Source organism: Gimesia chilikensis, assembly GCF_008329715.1.
Taxonomy (GTDB): domain Bacteria; phylum Planctomycetota; class Planctomycetia; order Planctomycetales; family Planctomycetaceae; genus Gimesia; species Gimesia chilikensis.
On record NZ_VTSR01000002.1, the window covers coordinates 41,625 to 63,630 of the forward strand.

At 56.1% G+C, this 22,006-nt stretch carries 19 protein-coding genes; 9 read left to right on the forward strand and 10 right to left on the reverse strand.

Annotation, left to right across the window (positions count from 1 at the left end):
- Nucleotides 1-271: 271 nt before the first annotated feature.
- The 5 genes from FYZ48_RS02475 to FYZ48_RS02495 all read right to left on the reverse strand — a co-directional run bounded on the left by FYZ48_RS02475 (nt 272) and on the right by FYZ48_RS02495 (nt 3,015).
- Nucleotides 272-1,033 carry an SDR family NAD(P)-dependent oxidoreductase gene (locus tag FYZ48_RS02475; protein ID WP_149337195.1) on the reverse strand — a complete coding sequence of 254 codons (762 nt, stop codon included), beginning with the start codon at nt 1,031-1,033 and terminating at the stop codon, nt 272-274.
- 61 nt (nt 1,034-1,094) lie between these two features.
- Entirely contained in the window at nt 1,095-1,484 is a 390-nt protein-coding gene (locus FYZ48_RS02480; RefSeq protein ID WP_149337197.1) for a DUF2255 family protein, read from the reverse strand.
- 26 nt (nt 1,485-1,510) lie between these two features.
- Nucleotides 1,511-1,747, reverse strand: a complete 237-nt coding sequence (locus FYZ48_RS02485; protein ID WP_149337199.1) for a tautomerase family protein — start codon at nt 1,745-1,747, stop codon at nt 1,511-1,513.
- Nucleotides 1,748-1,813: 66 nt separating this feature from the next.
- Complete coding sequence (locus FYZ48_RS02490; protein ID WP_149337201.1) at nt 1,814-2,563, reverse strand: SDR family oxidoreductase; 750 nt, start codon at nt 2,561-2,563, stop codon at nt 1,814-1,816.
- 56 nt (nt 2,564-2,619) lie between these two features.
- Entirely contained in the window at nt 2,620-3,015 is a 396-nt protein-coding gene (locus FYZ48_RS02495; RefSeq protein WP_149337435.1) for a (R)-mandelonitrile lyase, read from the reverse strand.
- Between the two features lie 564 nt (nt 3,016-3,579).
- Between FYZ48_RS02495 and FYZ48_RS02500 the strand changes: the two genes are divergently transcribed.
- Together FYZ48_RS02500 and FYZ48_RS02505 are read left to right on the forward strand one after the other, a co-directional pair.
- Nucleotides 3,580-4,467, forward strand: a complete 888-nt coding sequence (locus tag FYZ48_RS02500) for an AraC family transcriptional regulator (protein ID WP_149337203.1) — start codon at nt 3,580-3,582, stop codon at nt 4,465-4,467.
- Nucleotides 4,468-4,574: 107 nt separating this feature from the next.
- Nucleotides 4,575-5,051 carry a hypothetical protein gene (locus FYZ48_RS02505; RefSeq protein WP_149337205.1) on the forward strand — a complete coding sequence of 159 codons (477 nt, stop codon included), beginning with the start codon at nt 4,575-4,577 and terminating at the stop codon, nt 5,049-5,051.
- Between the two features lie 59 nt (nt 5,052-5,110).
- On the opposite strand, the gene FYZ48_RS02510 is transcribed toward FYZ48_RS02505, so the two are convergent.
- A complete protein-coding gene (locus FYZ48_RS02510) occupies nt 5,111-5,290 on the reverse strand; it encodes a hypothetical protein (RefSeq protein WP_149337207.1) in 180 nt (59 codons plus the stop codon).
- Here FYZ48_RS02510 and FYZ48_RS02515 point away from each other — a divergent pair.
- The 4 genes from FYZ48_RS02515 (at nt 5,289) to FYZ48_RS02530 (ending at nt 11,175) form a co-directional block, all read left to right on the forward strand.
- A complete protein-coding gene (locus FYZ48_RS02515) occupies nt 5,289-6,725 on the forward strand; it encodes an efflux RND transporter periplasmic adaptor subunit (protein ID WP_242022333.1) in 1,437 nt (478 codons plus the stop codon). The genes FYZ48_RS02510 and FYZ48_RS02515 overlap by 2 nt on opposite strands.
- Before the next feature lie 9 nt (nt 6,726-6,734).
- The gene (locus tag FYZ48_RS02520; RefSeq protein WP_149337209.1) at nt 6,735-10,175 is read left to right on the forward strand and encodes an efflux RND transporter permease subunit; all 3,441 of its coding nucleotides are present in this window, start codon (nt 6,735-6,737) and stop codon (nt 10,173-10,175) included.
- Between the two features lie 29 nt (nt 10,176-10,204).
- Entirely contained in the window at nt 10,205-10,702 is a 498-nt protein-coding gene (locus tag FYZ48_RS02525) for a hypothetical protein (protein ID WP_149337211.1), read from the forward strand.
- Nucleotides 10,703-10,824: 122 nt separating this feature from the next.
- Entirely contained in the window at nt 10,825-11,175 is a 351-nt protein-coding gene (locus FYZ48_RS02530) for a DUF3147 family protein (protein ID WP_149337213.1), read from the forward strand.
- 24 nt (nt 11,176-11,199) lie between these two features.
- Here FYZ48_RS02530 and FYZ48_RS02535 read toward each other — a convergent pair whose 3' ends face one another.
- On the reverse strand, nt 11,200-12,435 hold the full coding sequence (locus tag FYZ48_RS02535; protein WP_149337215.1) for a glycosyltransferase: 1,236 nt from the start codon (nt 12,433-12,435) through the stop codon (nt 11,200-11,202).
- Complete coding sequence (locus FYZ48_RS02540) at nt 12,432-13,226, reverse strand: hypothetical protein (RefSeq protein WP_149337217.1); 795 nt, start codon at nt 13,224-13,226, stop codon at nt 12,432-12,434. The genes FYZ48_RS02535 and FYZ48_RS02540 overlap by 4 nt, the downstream gene beginning before the upstream one ends.
- Before the next feature lie 411 nt (nt 13,227-13,637).
- On the opposite strand from FYZ48_RS02540, the gene FYZ48_RS02545 reads away from it, so the two are divergent.
- Together FYZ48_RS02545 and FYZ48_RS02550 are read left to right on the forward strand one after the other, a co-directional pair.
- Nucleotides 13,638-14,864: an ATP-grasp domain-containing protein gene (locus FYZ48_RS02545; RefSeq protein WP_149337219.1), complete on the forward strand. Its 1,227-nt coding sequence runs from the start codon at nt 13,638-13,640 to the stop codon at nt 14,862-14,864.
- 60 nt (nt 14,865-14,924) lie between these two features.
- The gene (locus FYZ48_RS02550) at nt 14,925-16,955 is read left to right on the forward strand and encodes a hypothetical protein (protein ID WP_149337222.1); all 2,031 of its coding nucleotides are present in this window, start codon (nt 14,925-14,927) and stop codon (nt 16,953-16,955) included.
- A gap of 36 nt (nt 16,956-16,991) precedes the next feature.
- On the opposite strand, the gene FYZ48_RS02555 is transcribed toward FYZ48_RS02550, so the two are convergent.
- Nucleotides 16,992-19,946: a PVC-type heme-binding CxxCH protein gene (locus FYZ48_RS02555; RefSeq protein WP_149337224.1), complete on the reverse strand. Its 2,955-nt coding sequence runs from the start codon at nt 19,944-19,946 to the stop codon at nt 16,992-16,994.
- A 17-nt stretch (nt 19,947-19,963) separates the two neighbouring features.
- Nucleotides 19,964-20,917, reverse strand: coding sequence for an amidohydrolase family protein (locus FYZ48_RS02560; protein ID WP_149337226.1), 954 nt, complete (start codon nt 20,915-20,917; stop codon nt 19,964-19,966).
- Nucleotides 20,918-21,086: 169 nt separating this feature from the next.
- Between FYZ48_RS02560 and FYZ48_RS02565 the strand changes: the two genes are divergently transcribed.
- Nucleotides 21,087-21,989, forward strand: a complete 903-nt coding sequence (locus tag FYZ48_RS02565) for a hypothetical protein (protein WP_149337228.1) — start codon at nt 21,087-21,089, stop codon at nt 21,987-21,989.
- The last annotated feature ends 17 nt before the right edge of the window (nt 21,990-22,006 follow it).

The window sequence follows — 22,006 nt, forward strand, 5'->3', positions numbered from 1 at the left end:
AATAACGAGCGTCAGCAGTTTTCTTCCTCGCTCGCTTAACAATAGAACGCAGTCAAATCGAAGCGGAAGAAAATGTTGTTTTTAAGCAACACCAGGATTTGTCGAAGTTGGGTTAAGCAGATTCGTTCGAGTAATCCAGATATAACGAATTGTTCCCCTGAACTTGTGCACTGGAAATCTATTTCAATTCAGCTCTCCATCTCTGTAAGAGCTGAACAAGACGCCCCCGACGTTATGTCCCAGCCGCTGATAAAGCGGTAGTCGGGGCGAATTACCCAACGGTCATCCCGCCATCGACCGTCAGTGCATGGCCGACAACGTAGCTCGCCTGAGAACTGCACAGCCATAATACCGCAGCAGCGATTTCCTCAGGAGTTCCTGCACGTCCCAGGGGCACACTCTCAGCAAAGGCTGCGTACGCTTCTTCGTCACCGTTAACCACATCTCGCGCGATCTGGGTATCGATCAGACCGGGGTTCACCGCGTTAACCCGGATTCCCTGTCGGGCGTATTCCAGTGCTGCCGTTCGCGTCAGTCCGACTACACCGTGCTTCGAGGCAATGTACGAAGCGATACCCGGATTCCCCGTCAAAGCGCCGACAGATGCGTTGTTGACAATCGCGCCACTCCCCTGCTGTTTCATCTGCTGCAGCTCGAACTTCATGCAACTCCACACGCCGCGCAGGTTGATCCCGATGACCCGCTCCCACTCGTCGCGCGGGGTATCAGCAATCTCAGCCTTGTGTGCCATCACGCCGGCATTATTGAACGCGGCATCGAGTCGCCCGAATTCGGTAACCGTGCGCGCGATCATCGCCTCAATCTGAGTGTCGTCACTCACGTCGCAACCGATTCCCATGGCTCGTCCGCCGGCGGAGTTGAGTTGCTCTGCTTCCGCTTTGACAATCTCTTCCCGGTAATCTGCCAGTACCACCGTGGCCCCTGCTTCCGCAAAGGCCCGCGCGGTTGCCAGTCCCATGCCGGACGCAGCACCAGTGACCAGTGCCACCTGGTTCTCAAAAGAAATCTTCATCGGTGTCCCTTTCTTGATTCTCAGTATAAACATATCAACAGCGACTATAGCCGGCACTGCATCAGCGCGCTGCCGCATCACCTGGCGTGATCTTCACTGTCGCCGAACGGGGCCCCGCGCCGATCATCGGGGCGAGATAAGGACTGTCTCCATATTTCGCCCGGTAGGAATCATCAATCAGATCATTGATGACGCCACTGACCGGCTCCAGCGTGACCTCTTTCGTCAAACCGGCCGCCGTGATTTTCCCCACCTTTTCCCGCAAGGCAGACTGGTACCACCGTGAGTTCTGACCGTGATAAGCACGCACATAAAGATTGTGCTCCACCACGACAGACCAGATCCAGGTCAGCGTACCATAAGACGCTCCATCCTCATGCAGCACGGCGATATGCAGATCATCGGTTCGGGCAATCGCCGCTAATTCTTCAGGTGACCATGCACCGCTCATTCTCTCCTCCTCGTCCCGAGGGATGTTTATAAATCATTCATGTCGTAGCCCGGCTGTTTATAGAGCTGCTCCCGCTTCGCGATGATGTCCGGCTGATAAACCTTCTCCCGCCACTCGCTGGATTTCACTTCTTCAAAAGCAACCGAAACTGATTCCGCACCATAATGCAATACATCCATGACATCTTTGGTAATCCGCTCCGCCAGTTCCTGCTTCTGTTGCTCTGACTTGCCCGGCCAGAGCTTGACGATTACGTGGGGCATCGTGTGTCCTTTCTGACAAAATTGAACTCTGAACGCCTCGGCTGCCGATCAACGCGACTGCTCAGCCTAAACAGGCTGGGCAGTCGGCCGGAACAGGATCTCATTCACATCCACGTTAGCCGGCTCGTTGATCGCAAACGCCACCATCCGGGCAAACGTGTCTGCCGGTACGGCGATCTGATCCACAAAGCCTTTCGTTTCCGACTGGATTTTCTCATCGCTGATGTGTTCCAGCAGCTCGGTAGCAACCGCACCCGGTGAGATGACCGTCGTACGAATGTTGTAAGGCTTCACTTCCTGGCGCAGTCCTTCCGACAGAGCCCGGACGGCGAATTTTGTGGCACAGTAGACTGTCGCATCGGGTCCGAGTTTATGGCCATACACAGACGAAACATTGATAAAGTGTCCGCTTTTCTGCGCCTGCATATGCGGCAGGGCAGCTGCGATCCCATTCAAAACCCCTTTGAGGTTCACATCGATCATCTGGTCCCACTCGTCAGTTTTCAGTTGATCCAGCGGAGCGAGGGGCATCAGCCCCGCATTATTCAGCATGACATCCACCCGACCATAAGTCGCGACGGCTTTGTCGACGAGTTCCTTGACCTGCCCCCGATTGGTGACATCGGTAGAGACCGCCAGTGCCTGACCTCCCTTACCATTGATTTCCTCTGCCAGGGCGTTGATCCGTTCCTTCCGCCGGGCGGCCAGTACAACAGTCGCCCCTTCAGAAGAGAGCAGCCGCGCGGTCGCTTCTCCCAGTCCACTGCTTGCACCCGTGATGACCACAACTTTGCCTGCGATATTCTGATTATTCATAATAAGTATCCTTTTGCTGCTCTGTTGAATTATTTGAAACCGAAATCTGGTTTCGTTTACGCTCCGTATTGTTCGTCAGTGACGTGTTCCAACCACTCGACGACCTTGCCATCGAGTGCTTCCTGAATGGCGATGTGCGTCATCGCTTTGGTCGGCGCTGCTCCATGCCAGTGTTTGACACCCGGCGGAAACCAGACCACATCGCCGGGACGAATCTCCTCAATCGGTCCCCCTTCGACCTGGACACGCCCCACTCCCGATGTCACGATCAGAGTCTGCCCCAACGGGTGGGTGTGCCAGGCAGTCCGGGCCCCCGGTTCAAAGGTGACGCTCGCACCGGCGGCCCGCGCCGGTTCAGGACAATTAAACAGCGGATCGATCCGCGTGTTGCCGGTAAACCAGTCCGCTGGTCCCGCCATCGATGCCTGAGAGCCGTTTCGTGTGATTTCCATGGGAGTCTCCTTTATTTGCTGAATGTGTTCTACTGCTTGAGTATGCTCTGTGACTGACAACGCAAAGACGGCCGCACCAGCGATCTGTACAAACTGGCGACGCCCCATGATCGCTGAGGACTGCGTTACACCGTCAGCAATGTGTTTCGTCTGAATATTCGAATCATCGCCCATCATCTGTTGCCCCCTTTCAGTCAGCTGGTATTGTTCGTTTCATCTTTCATCATAGGTCGCCTGCTGCAAAGCCGGTAGCACGATCCTCGCCGTTCATTGCCTGATCCTCCGCGGCCCTGGAAGAATATGCTATCAGGGGTTCTGACACGGGATTCCGGTGCCCGACATGCTTACTGCAGTCAGAATCGCATGAAATTCCGTTTGAACGTCGCAGGTATTCTAGGAGCCCCTCTGCTCGACCCGGTAGCACAATTCTCGACGGTGATTGCCTGATTCTATTCGGCATGCCAATTTATAAGTAGCCGCCCCCGCCTCGGCCCGGTATAATAGAGTCATCCAACTCGGATTAATATTTTAAACGACAAAGGGGATATCCCGAAGAGAATTAGCATGCACAACACCGAATTGACAGCATTGGCGTCGACCGTCCAGCGGCAGGCGACTCCCGATAAAGTGGTCAACACCCCGATCCCGGAACTGAAGCTTTCCTGTTTCACAACACCGACGGAAATGACCTCGCTCGTCTACGAGCCCTGCCTGTGCCTGATTCTACAAGGTTCCAAGGAAGTCGTGCTGGCCGGTGAATCCTATCGCATGGACCCTGCGCAGTTCCTGCTTGTCTCGGTCGACCTGCCCGTGGATGCGCGTGTGGTGGAAGCTACGACGGTTCAGCCATACGTCGGCGTGCAGATTTCCCTCGACTCCCGAGTGGTCGGAGAACTGCTGGCCGACGGAACGACCGTTTCAGCACCAGGACCGTCTGAACGCGGACTCACCGTGACAGCGGTCGAGCCCCCGCTGCTCGATGCAGTCAGGCGGCTCGTTGACCTGCTTGATACTCCCAGTGATCTCCGCCCCCTGGCACCGCTGATTCTCCGCGAGATGACGCATCGTGTTTTAACCGGACCCCAGGGATTACGACTCCGCCAGATCGCGCTGGCAGGCGCTCCCGCTTACCGCATTGCCCGCGCCATCCGCTGGTTGAAAGATCACTTCGCTGATCCACTGCGGATTGAATCATTGGCAGACCAGGTCGGCATGAGCATCTCTGCCTTCCATCAGCACTTTAAAAATGTCACCGCCATGACGCCGCTCCAGTACCAGAAACGCATGCGTCTGCAGGAAGCCCGCAACCTGATGCTCAGCGAAAAACTGGAAGCAGCCGAGGCCGCATTCCGCGTCGGCTACGAAAGCCCTTCCCAGTTCAGCAGAGAATACCGCCGCCTCTTCGGCGCACCCCCGCGACAGGACATCGCCGCCTTGAGTGCGGAATCTTAACCTGATCACATTTGCGGGTTCCGTATCGTGAGAGTCGATCTGGACTTTAACAGGCCGGATGTTAGAATACGGTCAACGCTTTCAGACCTTCTATTGAAACGATGGGTATGTTTCGAAAAACCGTGTCCCTGATTCTGATTCCGTTTGTGATGCTGACTCAGTCTTTCGCATTCGGACACGAGCATGCAGGTAACCAGCCTGCAGGACACCACTTACGCGCCCACATTCATCTGAACTCTTCCGAGGCTGACACGGAACATGAGCACGTGCATTCCCACGGGAAACACAGCCATGCACATGGCGATCACGCGCATTCCGAGCAGGAGCAAGAACCCTCCAGTCAACTGAATTCTCCGTTCGACCACGACTCCTCAGCCATCTATCTGAACAGTGCCGACCTCACTTCCGGGGCAAGATCCAGTATCAACCTCGATGTGAACGACCTGCTCCTCTGGTCCCTGACCGGGGCGGATTCCGTCAGCGAAGTGGTACCAGCTTACGGGCCGGTCCTCCGTGAGCCTGACTGCGCGCCCTCCGATCCTGCTGCGCCGCTGTTCCTGCGCCATCACGCAATTCTGATCTAAGCATGCCACCCCGGCAGTACCAGATCGGATTCTGAATCTGGCCACTGCTGCCTCTCGCTTCAGGCGTTGACATTGCTCTTCCTGCCCTCGGTGACATTCCGTTTCACAGCAGGCAGTTCGCGATCTTCAAGGTCTGATTCTCCAGAGAAATACTCCCGCATTGATTCACTGTGGATCTCATTTGAAAGAGATCGCATCCATTGGCTGCACTGATCTGCGACCTGATAAGGGACAGACATGAACGTACTTCTGAAATCACTGAAACCCCTTCTGGCGATCGCAGTGTTTGTGGTCATTGCCGGAGCGTTCGTTTTACGAGACCGCTGGTTGCCGTTGCTGGAGCAGAATCCGTCTGACGCGGATCGTCAGGCTGCTGCCTCGAAAAAATCGGGGAGTAAAAAAGATTCCGAACAGCAGAAGATCATTCTCTCAGATCAGGCGATTGCCAACCTGGGATTGAGGGTCAAATCCATCCTGCCGGAAACGTACTGGAAAACGCTGCAGGTCCCGGGCATGATCGTCGATCGCCCCGGCCGCAGCGACCAGGGCGTGATCTCTCCCGTGGAGGGCGTCGTGGAGAAGATGAACTTTTACCCGGGCGATACGGTGCGACCGGGAGACGTGCTGTATACGATTGGCATCCTCAGTGAATCACTACAGCAGACGCAGACGAATCTATTCAAAGACACCCACAACATCGCACTGGCCGAGAAAAAACAGAAACGCCTGGAGACCTCGCGGGGCGCAATACCCGAGGCACGCATCATCGAAGTCGTCAATGAAATCAAACGGTTGAAAGTCGCCATCAAAGGCTATCAGCACGAACTGCGCAATCGGGGCTTCACTCCCCAGCAGCTGCAGGAAATCGCCCAGGGAAATTTTGTGCGGGACCTGGATATTCTCGTTCCCGATCGCCTGCCCCCTTCCCGGCTGCAGGAGACCTCCGTCGTGATGAAAACTTCGGGAGACACATCCCGTCAGCAGACGCCGCTCACCTTTGAAATTCAAGAGAGTGACATCGACCTCGGACAACAGGTGAAAACGGGCCAGATGTTATGCCTGCTGGCAAACCATCGTCTGCTCGCCATCGAAGGGCGTGCCTTTCGGAATGAAACCCAACTGCTGGAACGAAGCGTCAGAGAAGGCTGGCCGGTCGACGTCGATTTCCAGGAACACAGCTCCAGCGACTGGCCCCCCGTCGATCAGGTGTTTCACATTCAGAAACTGATGAATGTCATCGATCCGGTGAACCGTACCTTTGCTTTTCGTCTGCCACTGGACAATCAGTCGCGTGTGGTAAAACAGGATGGGCAGCCCCAGGTGCTCTGGCGGTTTCGTCCCGGACAGAAAGTCCGGTTGATGATTCGGGTGGAAAAACTGGACAACGTATTCGTACTCCCCGCTGACGCCGTGGCTCGCGAAGGCGCGGAGGCGTTTGTCTTCACCCAGAATGTAAATACCTTCCACCGCAAACCGGTGCGGATACTGGAACGGGATCGCCGCCATACCGTGATTGCCAATGATGGTTCACTCACCCCCGGTTCCTTTGTGGTTCAGGGGGCGGCCGAACAGTTAAATCGCATGCTGAAGTCCTCCTCCGATAATGATTTGCCCGAAGGCTACCATATCCACGCGGACGGCAGTCTCCACAAAAACGAAGACGAAGGGAAATAGGAGAACGCCGTGCTCAATTCCATTATCCGACTTTCGTTAACCCATCGCACTCTGGTCCTGGCGGCCTGTGTGGTCATTCTGGCTTATGGCGGTTACCTGACCACCAAGCTGCCGATCGACGTCTTTCCTGACCTCGACCGTCCGCGCGTGGTCATCCTCACACAGTGTCCCGGCATGTCATCGGAAGAGGTGGAAACCCTCGTTACTTATCCCATCGAAACAGCCATTCTGGGGGCCAACGGCGTTGAGGATGTCCGCAGTCAGTCCAGCCAGGGGATGAATGTCATCTACGTCGAGTTCAGCTGGCAGACGGAACCGCGTTACGCCCGGCAGATCGTTTCAGAACGCCTGGCCAACGTCCCCATGCCGCCCGGGATCCGTCCGATCATGACTCCCCAGGCCTCGATCATGGGACAGATTCTGCACGTCGGAATCCATCGTCGCAAAGGACCACAAGGCGGACTGCTTGCGCCGCTGGAGCAGGTAGATCTGCTTGCAGAGCGGACTGAGCAGAATGGACGCCCCGTGCTCACTGTCTGGGATCCCGTCGTACGCAACGATCCCGACCAGTGGCAAAAAGTCGAAGTGCAGGACCCCCACTGGGATCCGGCACTCCCGGGACGAGAGGTTTCATTTACCTGGAATAAACGTTCTTACGACGTTGTCTTTCCCACGCCTTTAGAAGAAAAGATGGACCTGCGGACCACGGCTGACTGGTTAATCAGGCCCCGCTTGCTCAAATTAAATGGCATCGCTGAAGTCATCGTCATGGGCGGCGATCAGAAACAGTACCAGGTCCTCGTCGATCCGATCAAGCTGCAGGAATATAATGTCTCCCTGCAGGATGTCGAAGAAGCCGTGCAGTCGAACAATCTGAATGCCAGTGGCGGATTTATCCTCAGCGGACAGACCGAACGCCCCGTGCGGGTCATCGGCCGACTCGGTGCCCTGACCAATAATGTCCTCGAAGAGCTGCGCCAGGCACCCGTGAAAATGAATGGAGACCGGGCGGTTTTGCTGGAGAACGTGGCGGAGATCGTCGAAGGTCCCGCACCCAAACGCGGAGACGCGAGTATCGACGGACACCCGGGAGTCGTGATCACCATTGTCAAACAGCCTCACGCTGATACCCGCAAGCTGACCGACGACGTCATGGCGGCACTCCGTGATGCGGAAACTTCCTTGCCCGCCGACATCGTCATCAATACCAAACTGTTTAAGCTGAAGAGTTTCATCGACCGCGGAATTTACTATGTCGAAGAGGCGCTGGTCATCGGAGCGGTACTGGTGGTGATCGTACTCTTCCTGTTTCTCTTAAACCTGCGGACAACGTTCATTACCCTCACGGCCATTCCTCTCTCGCTGGTCATCACGACGCTCGTGTTCCGCGTGGTGGGTGTGCTCACGGGGACCGAACTGTCGATCAATGTGATGACCCTGGGAGGCATCGCCGTCGCTATCGGAGAACTTGTCGACGATGCGATTGTGGACGTGGAAAATATTTTCCGTCGTCTGGGAGAAAACAATATCAGCCCGGATCCCAAACCGGCGATAGTTGTCGTGTTTGAAGCCAGTCGGGAAATCCGTTCGGCGATTGTCTTTGGAACCGCCGTCGTGGTGCTGGCCTTTATGCCTCTGTTTGCTCTCTCGGGAGTTGAAGGACGTCTGTTTGTGCCCCTCGGTGTCGCCTACATTGTTTCCATCCTGGCTTCCCTGCTCGTTTCGCTGACGGTGACACCGGTCCTCTCGTATTACCTGCTGCCCCAGGCCAAGGCCACCCACACGCATCAGGATGGGCGGCTGTTGCGGTTTCTGAAATGGGGCGCCGGATACCTGATCCGGTTCAGTATGCGGCATGCTGCAGTTCTACTACTGCTGACCTGGACCCTGGTCGGTGTCAGCGTCTGGGAACTCTCCAGACTGGGAGCTGACTTTCTACCGAAATTCGATGAAGGCAGCGTACAGATCAACGTTACCCTGCCAGGAGGATCTTCCCTCAAAGCGTCTAACGAAGCCTCCTCGCTGATCGATGCCCAACTGGTCAAAATGCAAAAGACAAAGGACAATCCCCGCGGCCCGATCCTGCACTTTTTCCGCCGAACCGGACGTGCTGAGCGGGATGAACATGCTCAACCTGTCAACGTGGGTGAATACATTCTGACGATGAACCCACAGGCAGACTACGACCGGGATGAATTCCTTGAAACGTTACTCTCCGATCTGAAAACCAACGTCCCGGGAGTTGGCATCGAAGCAGAGCAGCCACTCTCTCACCTGATCAGCCACATGCTGTCCGGCGTCAAAGCCCAGGTCGGCATCAAACTCTATGGTGATGATCTCGATAAGCTCCGCGAACTGGCAGGAGACGTCCGCGCTGCCATCACTGACATCCCCGGCGTAACCCCGCCGATCATCGATCCTCAGGAACGCGTTGATGAACTGCATGTGGTGCTCAAACCCGATGAGCTGGCTTACTTCGGGTTAAGCCGGGAGTACGTCGCCCGCTTTGTTGAGACTGCCCTCAAAGGCGAAGCCGTCTCTCAGGTGCTCGAAGGACAGCGGCGTTTCGATCTGGTCATCAAGCTCGATGAACCGTATCGTTCCGATCCCTATAACCTGGGTACACTCAGGCTCGAACTCCCCAATGGACGAGGACAGATTCGCTTACGGGAGCTGGCTGACTTTCCCGCTTCCGCCAGTGGTCCGAACCTGGTCAACCGGGAAAATGTCCGCCGTCGACAGACCATTCGTTGTAACGTCTCGGGACGCGATCTGGCCAGTACCGTGGCTGAGATTGAAAAACAGGTTCGTGCAGAAGTCGAACTGCCAACCGGTTATTTTGTGGAGTTCGGTGGGCAGTTTGAAGCACAACGTTCGGCCACACTCCTGATTACCATTCTGGCTGCCGTCTCGGTCGCCGGGATCTTTATCGTACTGATGATGCTCTACCCTTCCGCTCGCATCACCTTTCAGATCCTGAATGCCATCCCGACGGCGTTCATCGGAGGTGTCTTCGCGCTGGTCTTAACCGACCAGACTCTGACGGTCGCCAGCATGGTGGGCTTTGTGTCTCTGGGGGGGATTGCCGTTCGGAATGGCATTCTGCTCGTGACGCATTATTTCCATTTAATGGAAGAGGAAGGGGAAAGCTTCTCTCCCGAGATGGTGCTTCGCGGCAGCCTGGAACGACTGGCTCCCGTGCTGATGACCGCCCTCACAGCCGGAATCGCCCTGATTCCCCTGGTGGTGGGTGGGAACAAACCGGGACTGGAAATCCTCTATCCCGTCGCGACTGTGATTCTGGGAGGCCTGGTCACATCCACCTTCTGTGAATTCTTTATCCACCCGGGCCTATTCTGGAAATTCTCCGGCAAGGACGCCGATCGACTGGTTCGCAGCGAAACATCGGAAGCAGAACTCCTGCGGACTGCAACACAACAACACTCTTGATTATTTTCTCTCAAGCAAAGGAAAACGAAATGAAAAATCTGAACCTCTCCGGCTTACTCTTCGCTGCTCTGCTCGTAACAGGTTGTGCGGATAAAGGCACTCCTGAATCGGCACCTCCCGAAGCGGCCGCTGAGCCCGCAACACATTCAGAAGAAAATCATGCGGAAGCACATTCTCACGGAACCGGTCCCAACGGCGGGGTCGTTTTTGATCTGGGTAAGTACCATGCGGAATTCACCGTCGATCATCCCAGTCATGAATGCACGATTCTCTTCCTGGGTGCCGATGAAAAATCACCTGCTCAGGTTGCAGCCACAGAGCTGACGCTCACAACCAAAGAAACGAAAACGGCAGAGGGTAAGGTGGTCCCACCCATGACAGTCAAGCTGCTTCCACAGGATGCCGCGGATGGGAAAGCTGCCAAATTCGTCGGCACTGATCCCGGAATCGGAAACGTCGCCGACTTCTCCGGAACGGTACTGGGTGAAATCGACGGTAAACCATCCCAGGGTGAATTCGAAGAATAATTGAACCGCCTGAATTATCGGTCTCAGCTGGTCATCGCCTGAATGAGGAATCAGGTGGTGCCCGGCCGGGGCACTGTTACGTATGCACGGGGACGCTTCAACGTCAGCGAGGACACAGACACATGTGGTATTATCTCCTGAAAGTGGTACTGTCGGCAGTTCTGGTGGTTGCCGTTTCAGAAATATCCAAACGCAGCTCACTCTTAGGTGGTATGCTGGCTTCGTTACCTCTGGTGTCTTACCTCGGCTTGATCTGGCTCTATATTGATACGGGAAGCACCACCAAAGTATCGGAACTGTCACGCAGTATCTTCTGGCTGGTCCTGCCTTCGCTCTCCTTCTTCCTGCTTTTGCCCTGGCTCTTGAAAAAAGGAATGGGCTTTGGTGCCAGCTTCGGAATCTCAACGGTCGTGATGATCGGCTTCTACCTGGCGATGGTCGTCTGTCTGAAGAAACTGGGCATTCAAGCCTAGATCTGTTTCTCACCAGATGCCGCTTCAGCGAGGTCCGGTCAGCCAGAGTCTCATCCGCTGCAGTTTCAACGCCAGCCGACCGGCAATCGAGCCGCGAAATTCCGCGTATTCGTGTGCGGTCTGTTCATGTTCTGTCTGCCGTTCCTGCAACCGGGTCTGCAACTGCTGCAGCTGTTGTTCCAGCAGTTGAGCGCGTTGCTCGAACCCGGCGGCCCGCTGTTCGACTGCTGCCTGTCGTTTCACCAGCGGAGCCAGTTCCTGAAGGTAATTCGCTGCTGCTCTGAATTTGCTGTCAGGAGAAACAGACTCATCCTGACTCTGTTGCACTGCCCCTTGATAAAGCAACTCCAACTGATCCAGGTACTGCTCCAGGTCAGCCTCCTGGCGAATCCACTCTGAGACTGCTGCCGCATCCGCCGCGTTATATCCGGAAAGGGCATCCACAAGACTGGCTTCTGTTAAGGGAGCCGCCTGCATCGTCCGCACGCCAAAATTCAACCGGCGGAGCTGCTGCATGTTTTGTGAGGTCACCAGCCCTCCCACTCCGTACCGTTCGGTGACGACCACAGCACAACCCACGGCCATCGCCTCCAGCGCACAACGGGCTTTCGCAAACACGACGTCGTATTGAGGCAGCAACTCTTCGGGTCGGGACTGCACATTCCCCGAGCTCTGTCCGATGAGATCCACCCGTTCGATGCCCCTCGCACGACAGGCCGCACGAATCAGCCCTGCATAGTTATGATCCGAAGCCTGGTTGCTGAAGATGAGCGCAGACTGCGGTTGTTCCGGCAGTGGCGCTCGCGGCTGATAACGTTTCAGGTCGACGAAATTATACAAAGTTCTGACCTGCTCAGACGCAATGCCCGGCGTCGTCAACAGCCGCTCGCGACACAAATCATCGACGGCGACATATGTGAAAATATTCGGAAATACGACCGGACGTTCCTGCCAGGGAAGCCAGCCATGACAGTAATACACGACAGGCGTCTCAGGAAAATGCAGCATTGCCGACATCGCTTCCAGATGATGCTGCGCGTGAATCACATCGGGCGGCTCCTGCAGTGCGTTCAGATCATCGATCACGGGGATCGTCTTCTGCTGCAGTTCCTCTCCAAGGTCTCCCAATGTCGTGGAATACGCCACCGGCAAATGCCCGCGACGCAACAGTCCCTGCGCCACGTCGGACAGGAACAGTTCCGAACCGGCTCGCAACGCGAGCGTATTATTCGTCAACAGGATCCGCAGAGGCGACGTCATGCGCGGTCGTCCCTCCCGAGGGCAGAAATCAGGGGAAGCATATGCTGACGAAACTCGATCGCGCGATCATAGTAGCCCGCTGAAACCTGGCGGGCCCCGTGCCGCTCATAGAACGGAGGTGTCTCCTCGAAATGATTCAGTTCATGACCCGAGATGGATGGCGAAAACCATTCCTCCCCCAGGATCCCGTCCCCAAATTGCGCGAGCATCTCTTCGACCTCTTCCAGCAGGGTACCTCCCACTTTCTGGGCGTAATCTCGAATCTGGGTTAGCTTCCATGCCTGTTCGGTCTGACTGAGTGCATGGCACCACGCTCCCTCCCGATCCGACCAGGCACTGGGAGAATCCACGAGCGGGAATTCATAGTTCTGCACTGTTCGACCGGATGTCTGCTGCAGATCACGCACGGCACTGTCAATCAGGCTGCGACACAGATCGTGTGAAGGGTTATAACCCTCGATCGAGTCGCCCACCACCAGATCGATCTGCTGTTCCCGGAGTGTCTCGCAGATCTGAGTTCGCAGTTGCGCAAAGAAATCCAGATCCTGATCGAGTATCGCCTGGTAAAACTGTTGGTCGGTAAAGTTGCCGCACAACGATCCCAGGTGGCCGCCGGCCCCTTCGATCAATTGACAGGAAAGTTCGATCCGAGGCTGAGTGGTATGACCGGAACCATCAGTCAGAATCAATACGAGCGGTCGCGCTGTTTTCAGCCAGCCGAGTACGCGCAGTTCATGGCCGGGATGGCTCAGAATCAGAGCGGTAGTGGGAGTATTAGAAGTTGGGCGCATTGTCGAAGTAGTATAGATGATCGCAGTAGTAGATCACTCAATTCCGAGAAGAGTGATCGGCGTGTTGTTCGGAACGAAATAAAAGTGCTCCTGGCCCTGTGGGGCGGGATTATAGCACTCCCTTTCTCTAAGCGTCTAGTGAACTTACGGAGTTCTCATTAGCCGGAGAAATGAGTGCTTTGGTAACGAACCATAATCCTGTCGGTCTGGAATCGATATTCAGGGCACGAAAGAGTGCCCTTGGAATTAAAGCCTCCAGCCGTTAAGGTGAAAAGTAAGAATAAAAAGAAGAAGAAATATGTGAGTCGGTCCCTTTCAGCAATCCAATACCATTCTGATCGTATCATTCGTTGTCATCATGCAACGTGGCCGGCAATAAACTTACAATGAGAACCTCAACGAAAGTTTATTATGGCTAAAAAAAATCCTGATAAAGGATACATCGCATTACTGGGCTGGTCTTTAGGCGCTATTGAAGCCGCAGAGAATTTTGACCGGCGTTACATCGTGATTGCCCCCGAGTGGGCCGAAGACTACGCCCGCGAGCACGGCATCCCCTATCTTCCCTGGAACTTTGAACGTCTCAATGAACGTTCTCTGGAAATCGCTGAACAGTTGCAGGAGAAAGGGGTCGACATCGCAATACCCCTGTTCGAAGAGACCGTAGAGTGGGCAGGCGCCATTAACTCCGTACTGCGTCAGAACCCACGCCTCCACGGCCAGGCGGTTTTGTTTCGCGATAAAGCACTCATGAAACGCCGGGCCCAGCTCGGCGGGATTCGCGTCGGGATCTTTGAAGAAGCCCACGATCGCGACGACGTGATTCGCTTCATCCGCCGGGTCAACCAGACCCTGCTCAAACTCGACGGCGATCCCGATGACCCGATTCACGTGAAAGCCTTCGATAAAGCAGGCTGCCTGGGCCATCGTATGATCAGCACGCCGGAGGAAGTCTATCGGATTCCCGACGAGGAATTTCCCCTGCTCATGGAAAGCCATCTCGACGGGCATGAGTTTGCCGTCGAAGCCTGGATCCATGATGGGAAAATCCGCTTTCTCAACATCTCGGAATATGTCCGCCTGGGCTACTCCGTCTTCGTGCCTCCGTCTCCCGAACTGGAAAAATGGCGCCCCCGCATCATCGAAGAAGTCGAAAAGCTGATTCATACATTCGATATCCAGTTCGGCCAGATTCACCCGGAATACTTCCTCACCAGCGACGGGACCATGTATTTCGGCGAAGTCGCCTATCGTCCGCCGGGGTTCAAAGCCTTTGAACTCATCGAACGGGCTTACGGTTTTAATCCCTATCAGGCCTCGATGCTCGTCTTCGATCCCAAAACCACGGAAGAGGAAATCGAAGAATTCTTTTCCGAGGACGTAAAGAAAGCCAAAGGGCACGCCGGCTGTTTCGCCGTCTATCCGCGACGCTGGGTCGTCAATCGGCTGGAAATTCCGGACGAAATTCTGGATCACGACTATTTTGAATTTCATGAACTCCCCGAGCCGCTTGAATCCAAGGTCTCCAAACGATCTGCATTCGGCACGCACTGGGGGCTCTTATTCTTTTTCGGAGAAGATCCTGTTCAATTGAAGGAGCTTCTGGAACATCAGGAAGAGCTGGACTTTTACGTATAACTTCGCCGCTGACCAGGTATTTTCACGATGCGGAAACCATACCCTGGCGAAAACTGACTTATGACGAATATCAATACGAACGAACTGACGCCGGCTCTGGAGCGGTTTTCAGCCGCCCTGGAGCGACTCGAACAGGCACCGCTGTTTGCCAAAAAGAATCATCGCAGCAGACTGCTGGATACGGCAGAGCGCCTCCTGCGCAAACCAGGAGGCGTCGAAGCGGTCTATCAGTCAGCGGAGCGTTTCGATGCCGCCGGTCTGTTTGAGGGGAGCGACTGGGCATTTCCCTCGCGCCTGCAACCGGGCCTCGTACCGCGCACGCTGGCTGAAGCAGACCGCTGGACAGTCACCCTCGAGTGTCTCAGCCAGTTGCGGATTCTGGCGATCTCCGAACGAAAGGTCTCTCGCCCCGGGTTCTCCTCTGAGCAGGCCAGTCACTTTCTCAAGGAACTGCTCGCACTGACTCTGGAGTATGTCTTCGACCATCATCAGACCGAAGCGGCTCGCGTCAACGCGGCTGCCTTTCAACTGCCGCGCAACGTTCTACGGTTCGTGGCCGAGAACATCGGTTACGATAATCTGCTGGAACAGCTCGTCGAAGAAATCTGGCGATTATTGCGGCAGCGCCCGATTCGTATCGAACCGGTCAAACTGATGATCACGAAGCTGGCCGTCTACTGTTACGACCCGCAACACGAAAACATCATGATTCCGGCAGGGGCTGAGCGACTCATCAGCTCCCTGTTCAGTCCCAGTCCCAACTCGCTGGGAGATCCGGGAACGGCGGTCTATGCCGAACGGCTCACTACGCTCGACAGTCAGGCCCTGGGAGAAGAAGCCGGCGCCTGTGCCCGCTCCATGTACGACACCGGGCTCGTATCCCCCTATCACGCGGTTCTGGTTCGCTATCTGGTCAAAGAAAATCCCGAACTGCTGGTGACGGCCCTCGGGCTGAGCAGTACCGGCGTCGATGGCCTGTTGACCTACCGCGAACTGGTTCACGCCATCATCGATAAAGCCGTTCATCCGGAAACCAGTCAATCGATACTCGGTCTCTCGGGTATGCTCGAACGTGCGGTCCTGCATTTCCCCGGGGTCGCTTCGTCCCTCTGGCGACAACTCACTCTACCACTGACGCTCGAGACGCAGAATCGCCTGATCGCCTCCTGTGGCAGCGAACAACCGCCGGACGTCTATCTGCTCGCAGGACTGCTGAGCATACTCGGACAACCGCTGGGGGTAGGTCAGGGAGACAACCCGACCTGTCAATCAGCGCGTGCCCTCTCCTGGTGGGCCTATTCCGATCCGGACTACCTGCTGCAACTCCTCGCCTGGGCCGGACGCGATGATGGCGTGCTCATGACCTTTCGCGGGCAACGCATCTCATCCGCATTTCTCCCCGCTGGCGGCGCTGGCGTCGTCGGTAGCGATCTCGATCCGGTATCAATGGTCCTGGTGCCCCACCTCGATCGCGTCTATGCAGAAATGTGTCGACTGGCACATAAAGCGGGCGAGGATCCGCATCTGCACGTCAATCCGGAGTTTCATGGCTGGCAGGTGGGTGGCGGGTTTGCCATCGCAGTCGATGTCGCGCACGGAAAACTGCACGAGTACGAAACCTTTATTCGCCTGTTCTACGCCTGTTATCACCCCGTCTACAATGGCGGCAATCCGGTCATTCATCCGCAACCCGTCGGGCTGGCGGTGACCGATTCACTGGCACGCTTTGTCGGCTGGCATGCGATTACGCTCTTACGGGTCGCCATTGATCAGACCGGCGTCACCCGTGTCTATTTTTTCAATCCCAACAACGACAGCGGTCAGGATCTGGGGAACGGTGTCGTCGTCTCGACCAATGGAGCCGGCGAAGTCTACGGCGAATCTTCATTGCCGATCGCAGAATTCGCATCGCGGCTCTACCTGTTTCATTATGACCCGCTGGAAGTCGGCGATCAGACGCGGATTCCCGCAGAACAGGTGCAAGCCGTGATGCAGCTTGGCAAAGAAAGCTGGGCTGCACAGAAAATCCCCGCATTGGATGACCTGATCGCCACCCCCCCCGCACAGCTCCCTTCCACCTTGCCGAAATAGGCGAATTGCTGGTGAGGGAACGGCAGCCGTGCGAATTTAATTCCCCGCATTCGCAGCATCGGCCTGCAGACTCATCAGGTACGCCAGCAGGTCAGCCATCGCACGCTGGTCGATCTGTTTCTCCAGACCTTCGGGCATGAAGGAGAGTCCCGAACTGCGGATCTCTTCGATATTGATCCGCAATACCGTCGTACTCGTACCGTCCGGTTTGCGGACCGTGATGCTGTTCACACTTTCGTCGGCAATCATTCCCGACAACACCTGACCACTCTCCAGCACCAGCGTGTAGCTCATGTATTGCGGCTTCACTTCGCGGTTCGGATCCAGGATATGCAGCAGCACTCCCGCCTTCCCACGATCGCGGATCGCCTTCAGATCCGCGCCCACCGCAGTCCCCACACCTTCCAGACGATGGCAGGCCGAACAGACCTTTTTAAACACCGCCTTACCCGAGACGACATCACCGTCCCCTTTCAACGCGGACTGGTATTGTTGAACCACATCGTCCCGTCCTGCCAGCGAACGATCTGCATACAGTTGCTTGACCCGATCGGCCAGCCGTTTGTCCGGATGCTGTTTCAACAGATCTACCCGTGCCGGGCTCAGGTCACCACGACCAATGCTTCCGGCTTCGATCGCATCGATCAGAGCCCCGCTCCAGGCAGCACGCGACAGCAGCGTCTCAGCGGCTTTGGTTCTCAGATCGGGTGTCATCTTCGGCCAGCCACTGATGAGCAACGCAGCGATCTCCTGATCCGGAAACTGTCCCAGTTGAACAATCGCAGCTACCTGCACCGGATTCACCTGCTGAGGTTCGAGCAACTCGCTGAACACGTCCCGCACTTCCGCGTAGGGAGCGAAACCCAGCCGCTCGATGGCCGTCAGCCGCTCTTTAACTGGCAGCCGCGTGTCGAGTGCCACTTCCCGGGCTTCCTCCAGCACTCGTCCCATAATCGGCTTCAGTGATGCCTGGTGACGATTCAGAAACGCGCGACGCGTCTTCTCTGGCTGTGCCGCCAGTAACGCCAGCAGTACCGCCGCCTGTTGCTTTTGTGCAGCGCTCCACTTCAGCAGACTGTTGAGCACGACCTCCATTTCCTGCGGATGCCCGGCAGCCCCCGTCTGTCGCGCCAGGGCTGTCAGAAAGCGAATGCCTGTCTGAGAGCGACGATACGCGTCCTCGCGGGCCAGACGCTCAAACACGGTCCCCGCCCCTTTAGCTAATGAGCTCAAGATGGCCAGCTCCATCCACTGGTCCTGACCATCCCGCATCGCCAGAGACGCTAACACCACGTTCCGCTCTGTCGACGATTTCAGTTCTCCCAGCGAAAACGCGAGCTGATAGCGAACCTTGAGTGCAGGATCTTCACTCATCGCCAGCAGTTGATCGCGGATGGCTTTTGATTCCTGTACCCGCTGCTCAGACAGCCGGAGGGCATGCACCCGCACTTCAGGCACATCATCTTTCAGGGCCCGCAGCAGACTCGCTTCGTCCAATACCTCAAGTCCTTCAAGTGCATACAGGGCCGTCATCCGGGCCAATGGATAATCGGACTCAGCAGCCAGTTGTTTCAACAGGGGAACCGCCGACTGATCCTGTCGTTCGTAGATCAGTCGGGCGGCGGTATCACGGTGCCAGCCGTTCCGATGGTCCAGCAGTCGCACCAGTTCCGGCGTCGTCGCCTTACCCAATTGAGGTAACGACGAATGTTCAAAGTCTTCCCGCACGATCCGATAGATCCGTCCCCGCTGATCACCGCCGTTGACATTCACTTTTTTGAGTAACTCGGGCGGCAGGAACATCGCCCCTTCTATCAAATCGCGGTTCATGTCGATCACATACAGATTACCATCCGGCCCGTTAGCGAACTGCACCGGACGAAACCGGGTATCCGTGGAAGCCAGAAACTCGCGACCTGCATCCGCCCGTCGGGCTACCAGTCCCACGCCGTCCGGCTCCAGTTTTCCCCGAAACACAAGGTTATTCGCGGGCTCACCCACAAACACGCTTCCCCAATATTCGGCTGGCCAGGCATCGCCCCGGTAAATCGTCACGCCGGTCGCCGCGGTAAAGAAGCCGGACGATTTGCCCCCTTCATTGCTTCCCCGGAATTTGCCTTCGTTTCGCAGGCGGGTCCGCTCCTGCCGCCAGTATTCCTCCGGGCTGATGCGAAACAGCTGCGTATGCTTCCCCCCTTCGGTGATTTCCACTGCGGGAGCCGGCGCCTTCAGATAGGGATTCCGCGCCAGGTAGCGGTCGTCGTACATCAGCATCTTGACCGGAGAACTGTTCGAGCAGAGAAACTCCTGTCCCCAGTCATCGATCGCCAGACCATGCTGTCCGCCGCCGCTGGAGAGATCGAACCGCTGTGTGCGCGGATCAAATAGAAACCCGCGATTTCTGATCGAGCGGGCCGGCTCACCTGGATGTTTCACCGCTCGAACTTCCGATCCGGAATAACTGGTGCAGGCATGAAACCGGTTGTCGAGTCCCCAGAGCAACGTGTTCAATGAGGGATCGGTCCGGTTCTCCAGTCGACGAAAACCGGTGAAGACCACCTCCCGCGTATCGGCTGTTCCATCCCCGTCCGTGTCCTTGCAGAACAGCAGATCGGGAGCGGCTGCCACGAACAGTCCCCCGTTGTAACAGGCGACCGCAGACGGTGCTGCCAGGTCCGAGACAAACACCGTGCTCTTGTCATACTGCCCGTCTCCGTCGGTATCTTCCAGCATCCGCACGCTGCCAGTTACCGGCTGTTTGTCTTTCGCGAACTGCTGGTTGTATTCGGGATACTCTACCACGAACATCCGCCCGTTTTCATCGAAAGCCAGCGCCACCGGATCCCGCAGCAAGGGCTCCGCCGCCACCAGCTCAACACGAAAACCAGGTTTCACTTGAAACGATGAGAGTGCGTCCGCCGCTTTCTCATCCGCCATCGCAGTCTGTAACAGCATCGCTCCCGTCAGCAACGACAGGCATAAACTTCGCATCAGCTTTCCCTTCCCACTCACGCTTTCCCGTTCAAAGCGCGTTCGGCGTTGTTGTAGAAGATGTCCTGCAGCGTGGCTTCATCTTTCACCATCCGCACGAGGAACTCCTGCAGACGCGTGCTGTAACAGACACCATTGAACTCGCCGCCGCGACCGTCGCTACAGGGACAGTCGCTGCCGAACAGCATCTGTTTCGGATGCCGTTCCAGGAAACCGGCGGTGAATTCTTCATCCCGCGACAGCGCATTAAACCCGCTGCCGGCGGACATGTCCGCATACAGGTTCGGATAATTGCTCAGCAGATGATCCAGCAGACCACCCGGCTTGACCGGTCCCCGCGGATAGAGTGTCTTATCCGGCGACGGAACATCGGCACTGATATGTGACCAGAAGGACTGGGCATGACCGATGATCCGCACCCGCTGGTATTTCTTCAGATACGGTTCCAGGTATTGTTCGATCCCCTGGTTGAATCCTTTTATGTCATCCTGGAAATGAATTGTGATCGGCCAGTTGAGTTCGTCGCACTCAGCGATGACCGCTTCCACGCGTTTGTCATTCAAAGGCAGATGCTCTTTCTGTTCGCCGATCCCCCGGCAGCCCAGCAGGTGGTAAGCCCGAATTCGCTCGATTACATCGGGCTGACGAATGTCGGTCTGGCAGAATGGAATCAGACGCTCCGGGTACTGGTGAAACGCATGCAGCACGGTTTCGGTGCGCAGCGTCACGCCCCCTTCTCCCGTCTCTAAAGGCAGGATGAACGCCTTATCGGTTCCGGTGTTATCCATATGCTTGATCGTATCTTCAATCGTGCGCCCCTTGTGGTTGATATGCAGGTGGCAGTCCAGCTTCTTATATTTCTTCGCCTGTTGAGCCGGATCGGCTCCTTCACTCACAGGCATTAACGCATTGCAGCAGGCCGCGCCTGTTGCATACAGAAAACCACGTCGCGAGAGGGTCGGATTCCACATATCTACCTCGTTTCATTCAAATTAATGCAGCGCTGGATTAAAATCGTTCCTTTATGAATCACTTTCAATATATCATAAACAACGTTAAGTTATCACGCATGAATCTGAAATTTCGCCGGTACCTTCACGGGCGAAACACCTGTCAACCGCCTGTTGAAAAGAGTTTGAAATGACCCTCGCCCGACCGTTGCTCGCCTGCTGTCTCTCCCTTCTGTTCCTCTCTGTCAGCCCGTTACCGGCCGCCGATCAGAGCCCGGAACGACTCTACGATCCCGGCGTTCCCGAAACCGGCTTCCTCACTCTCGAGACAGACAACTACACCATCCCCATGGACGCCGCCAGTGGCTGGACCATCGAGAAGATGTTTTATAAAGGGTACGAGTTCAGCCTCAATAACGGTCACTATGGAACCGTGTTGCGTCCCAAAGGCGAACAGTGGTGGGGCACCGGCCACAAAGAAGGGGGCCGCGAGGTCGTTCACAAATTACAGCTGATCGTCGACGGCAAAGAAGTCCCCATCACGAAGACCGGCGAGACGGTCAAAGGCCAGCGAATTGAGTTCATCAAACATTCCACGATCTGGAAGTTCAAAGTCCGCGCCGAAACCACGATCACCAATTCCGAAGTCTTTGAACGCACACAACTGGAAGCCCTCGCAGACTGCGAGCTCGATTTGCTCTATTACTTCATGCACTGCTTCCCGCCGACTTCCACGAAATGGATGGCCCGACTCCCCGATGGTACCATCGAAACCGGCCCGCTCTCGCACTCGAAGAAAATGGCCGTCAGCCAGGATACTTCCTGGGTCGCCCAGTTCAATCCGGCCGAACAGCTCAGCGTGCTCTGTTACACCCCCCGTGTCATCACCGGCAACAAAAGCGCCAGCATGATCTGGGACCTCGACCGCTACCACAAATACTACCTCCGCCACAACGACGGCCAGGCCTTCAAACAGGGAGAAAAGCTCGACTTCACCGTCATCGTCAAAGCCATCCCCCAGGAAACCGGCGACTGGAAAGCCACACAAAAAGCCGCCGCAGAATTGATGAAACAGTTTCCGGCGGAGAAGTAACGCGATGACGTTGAAGT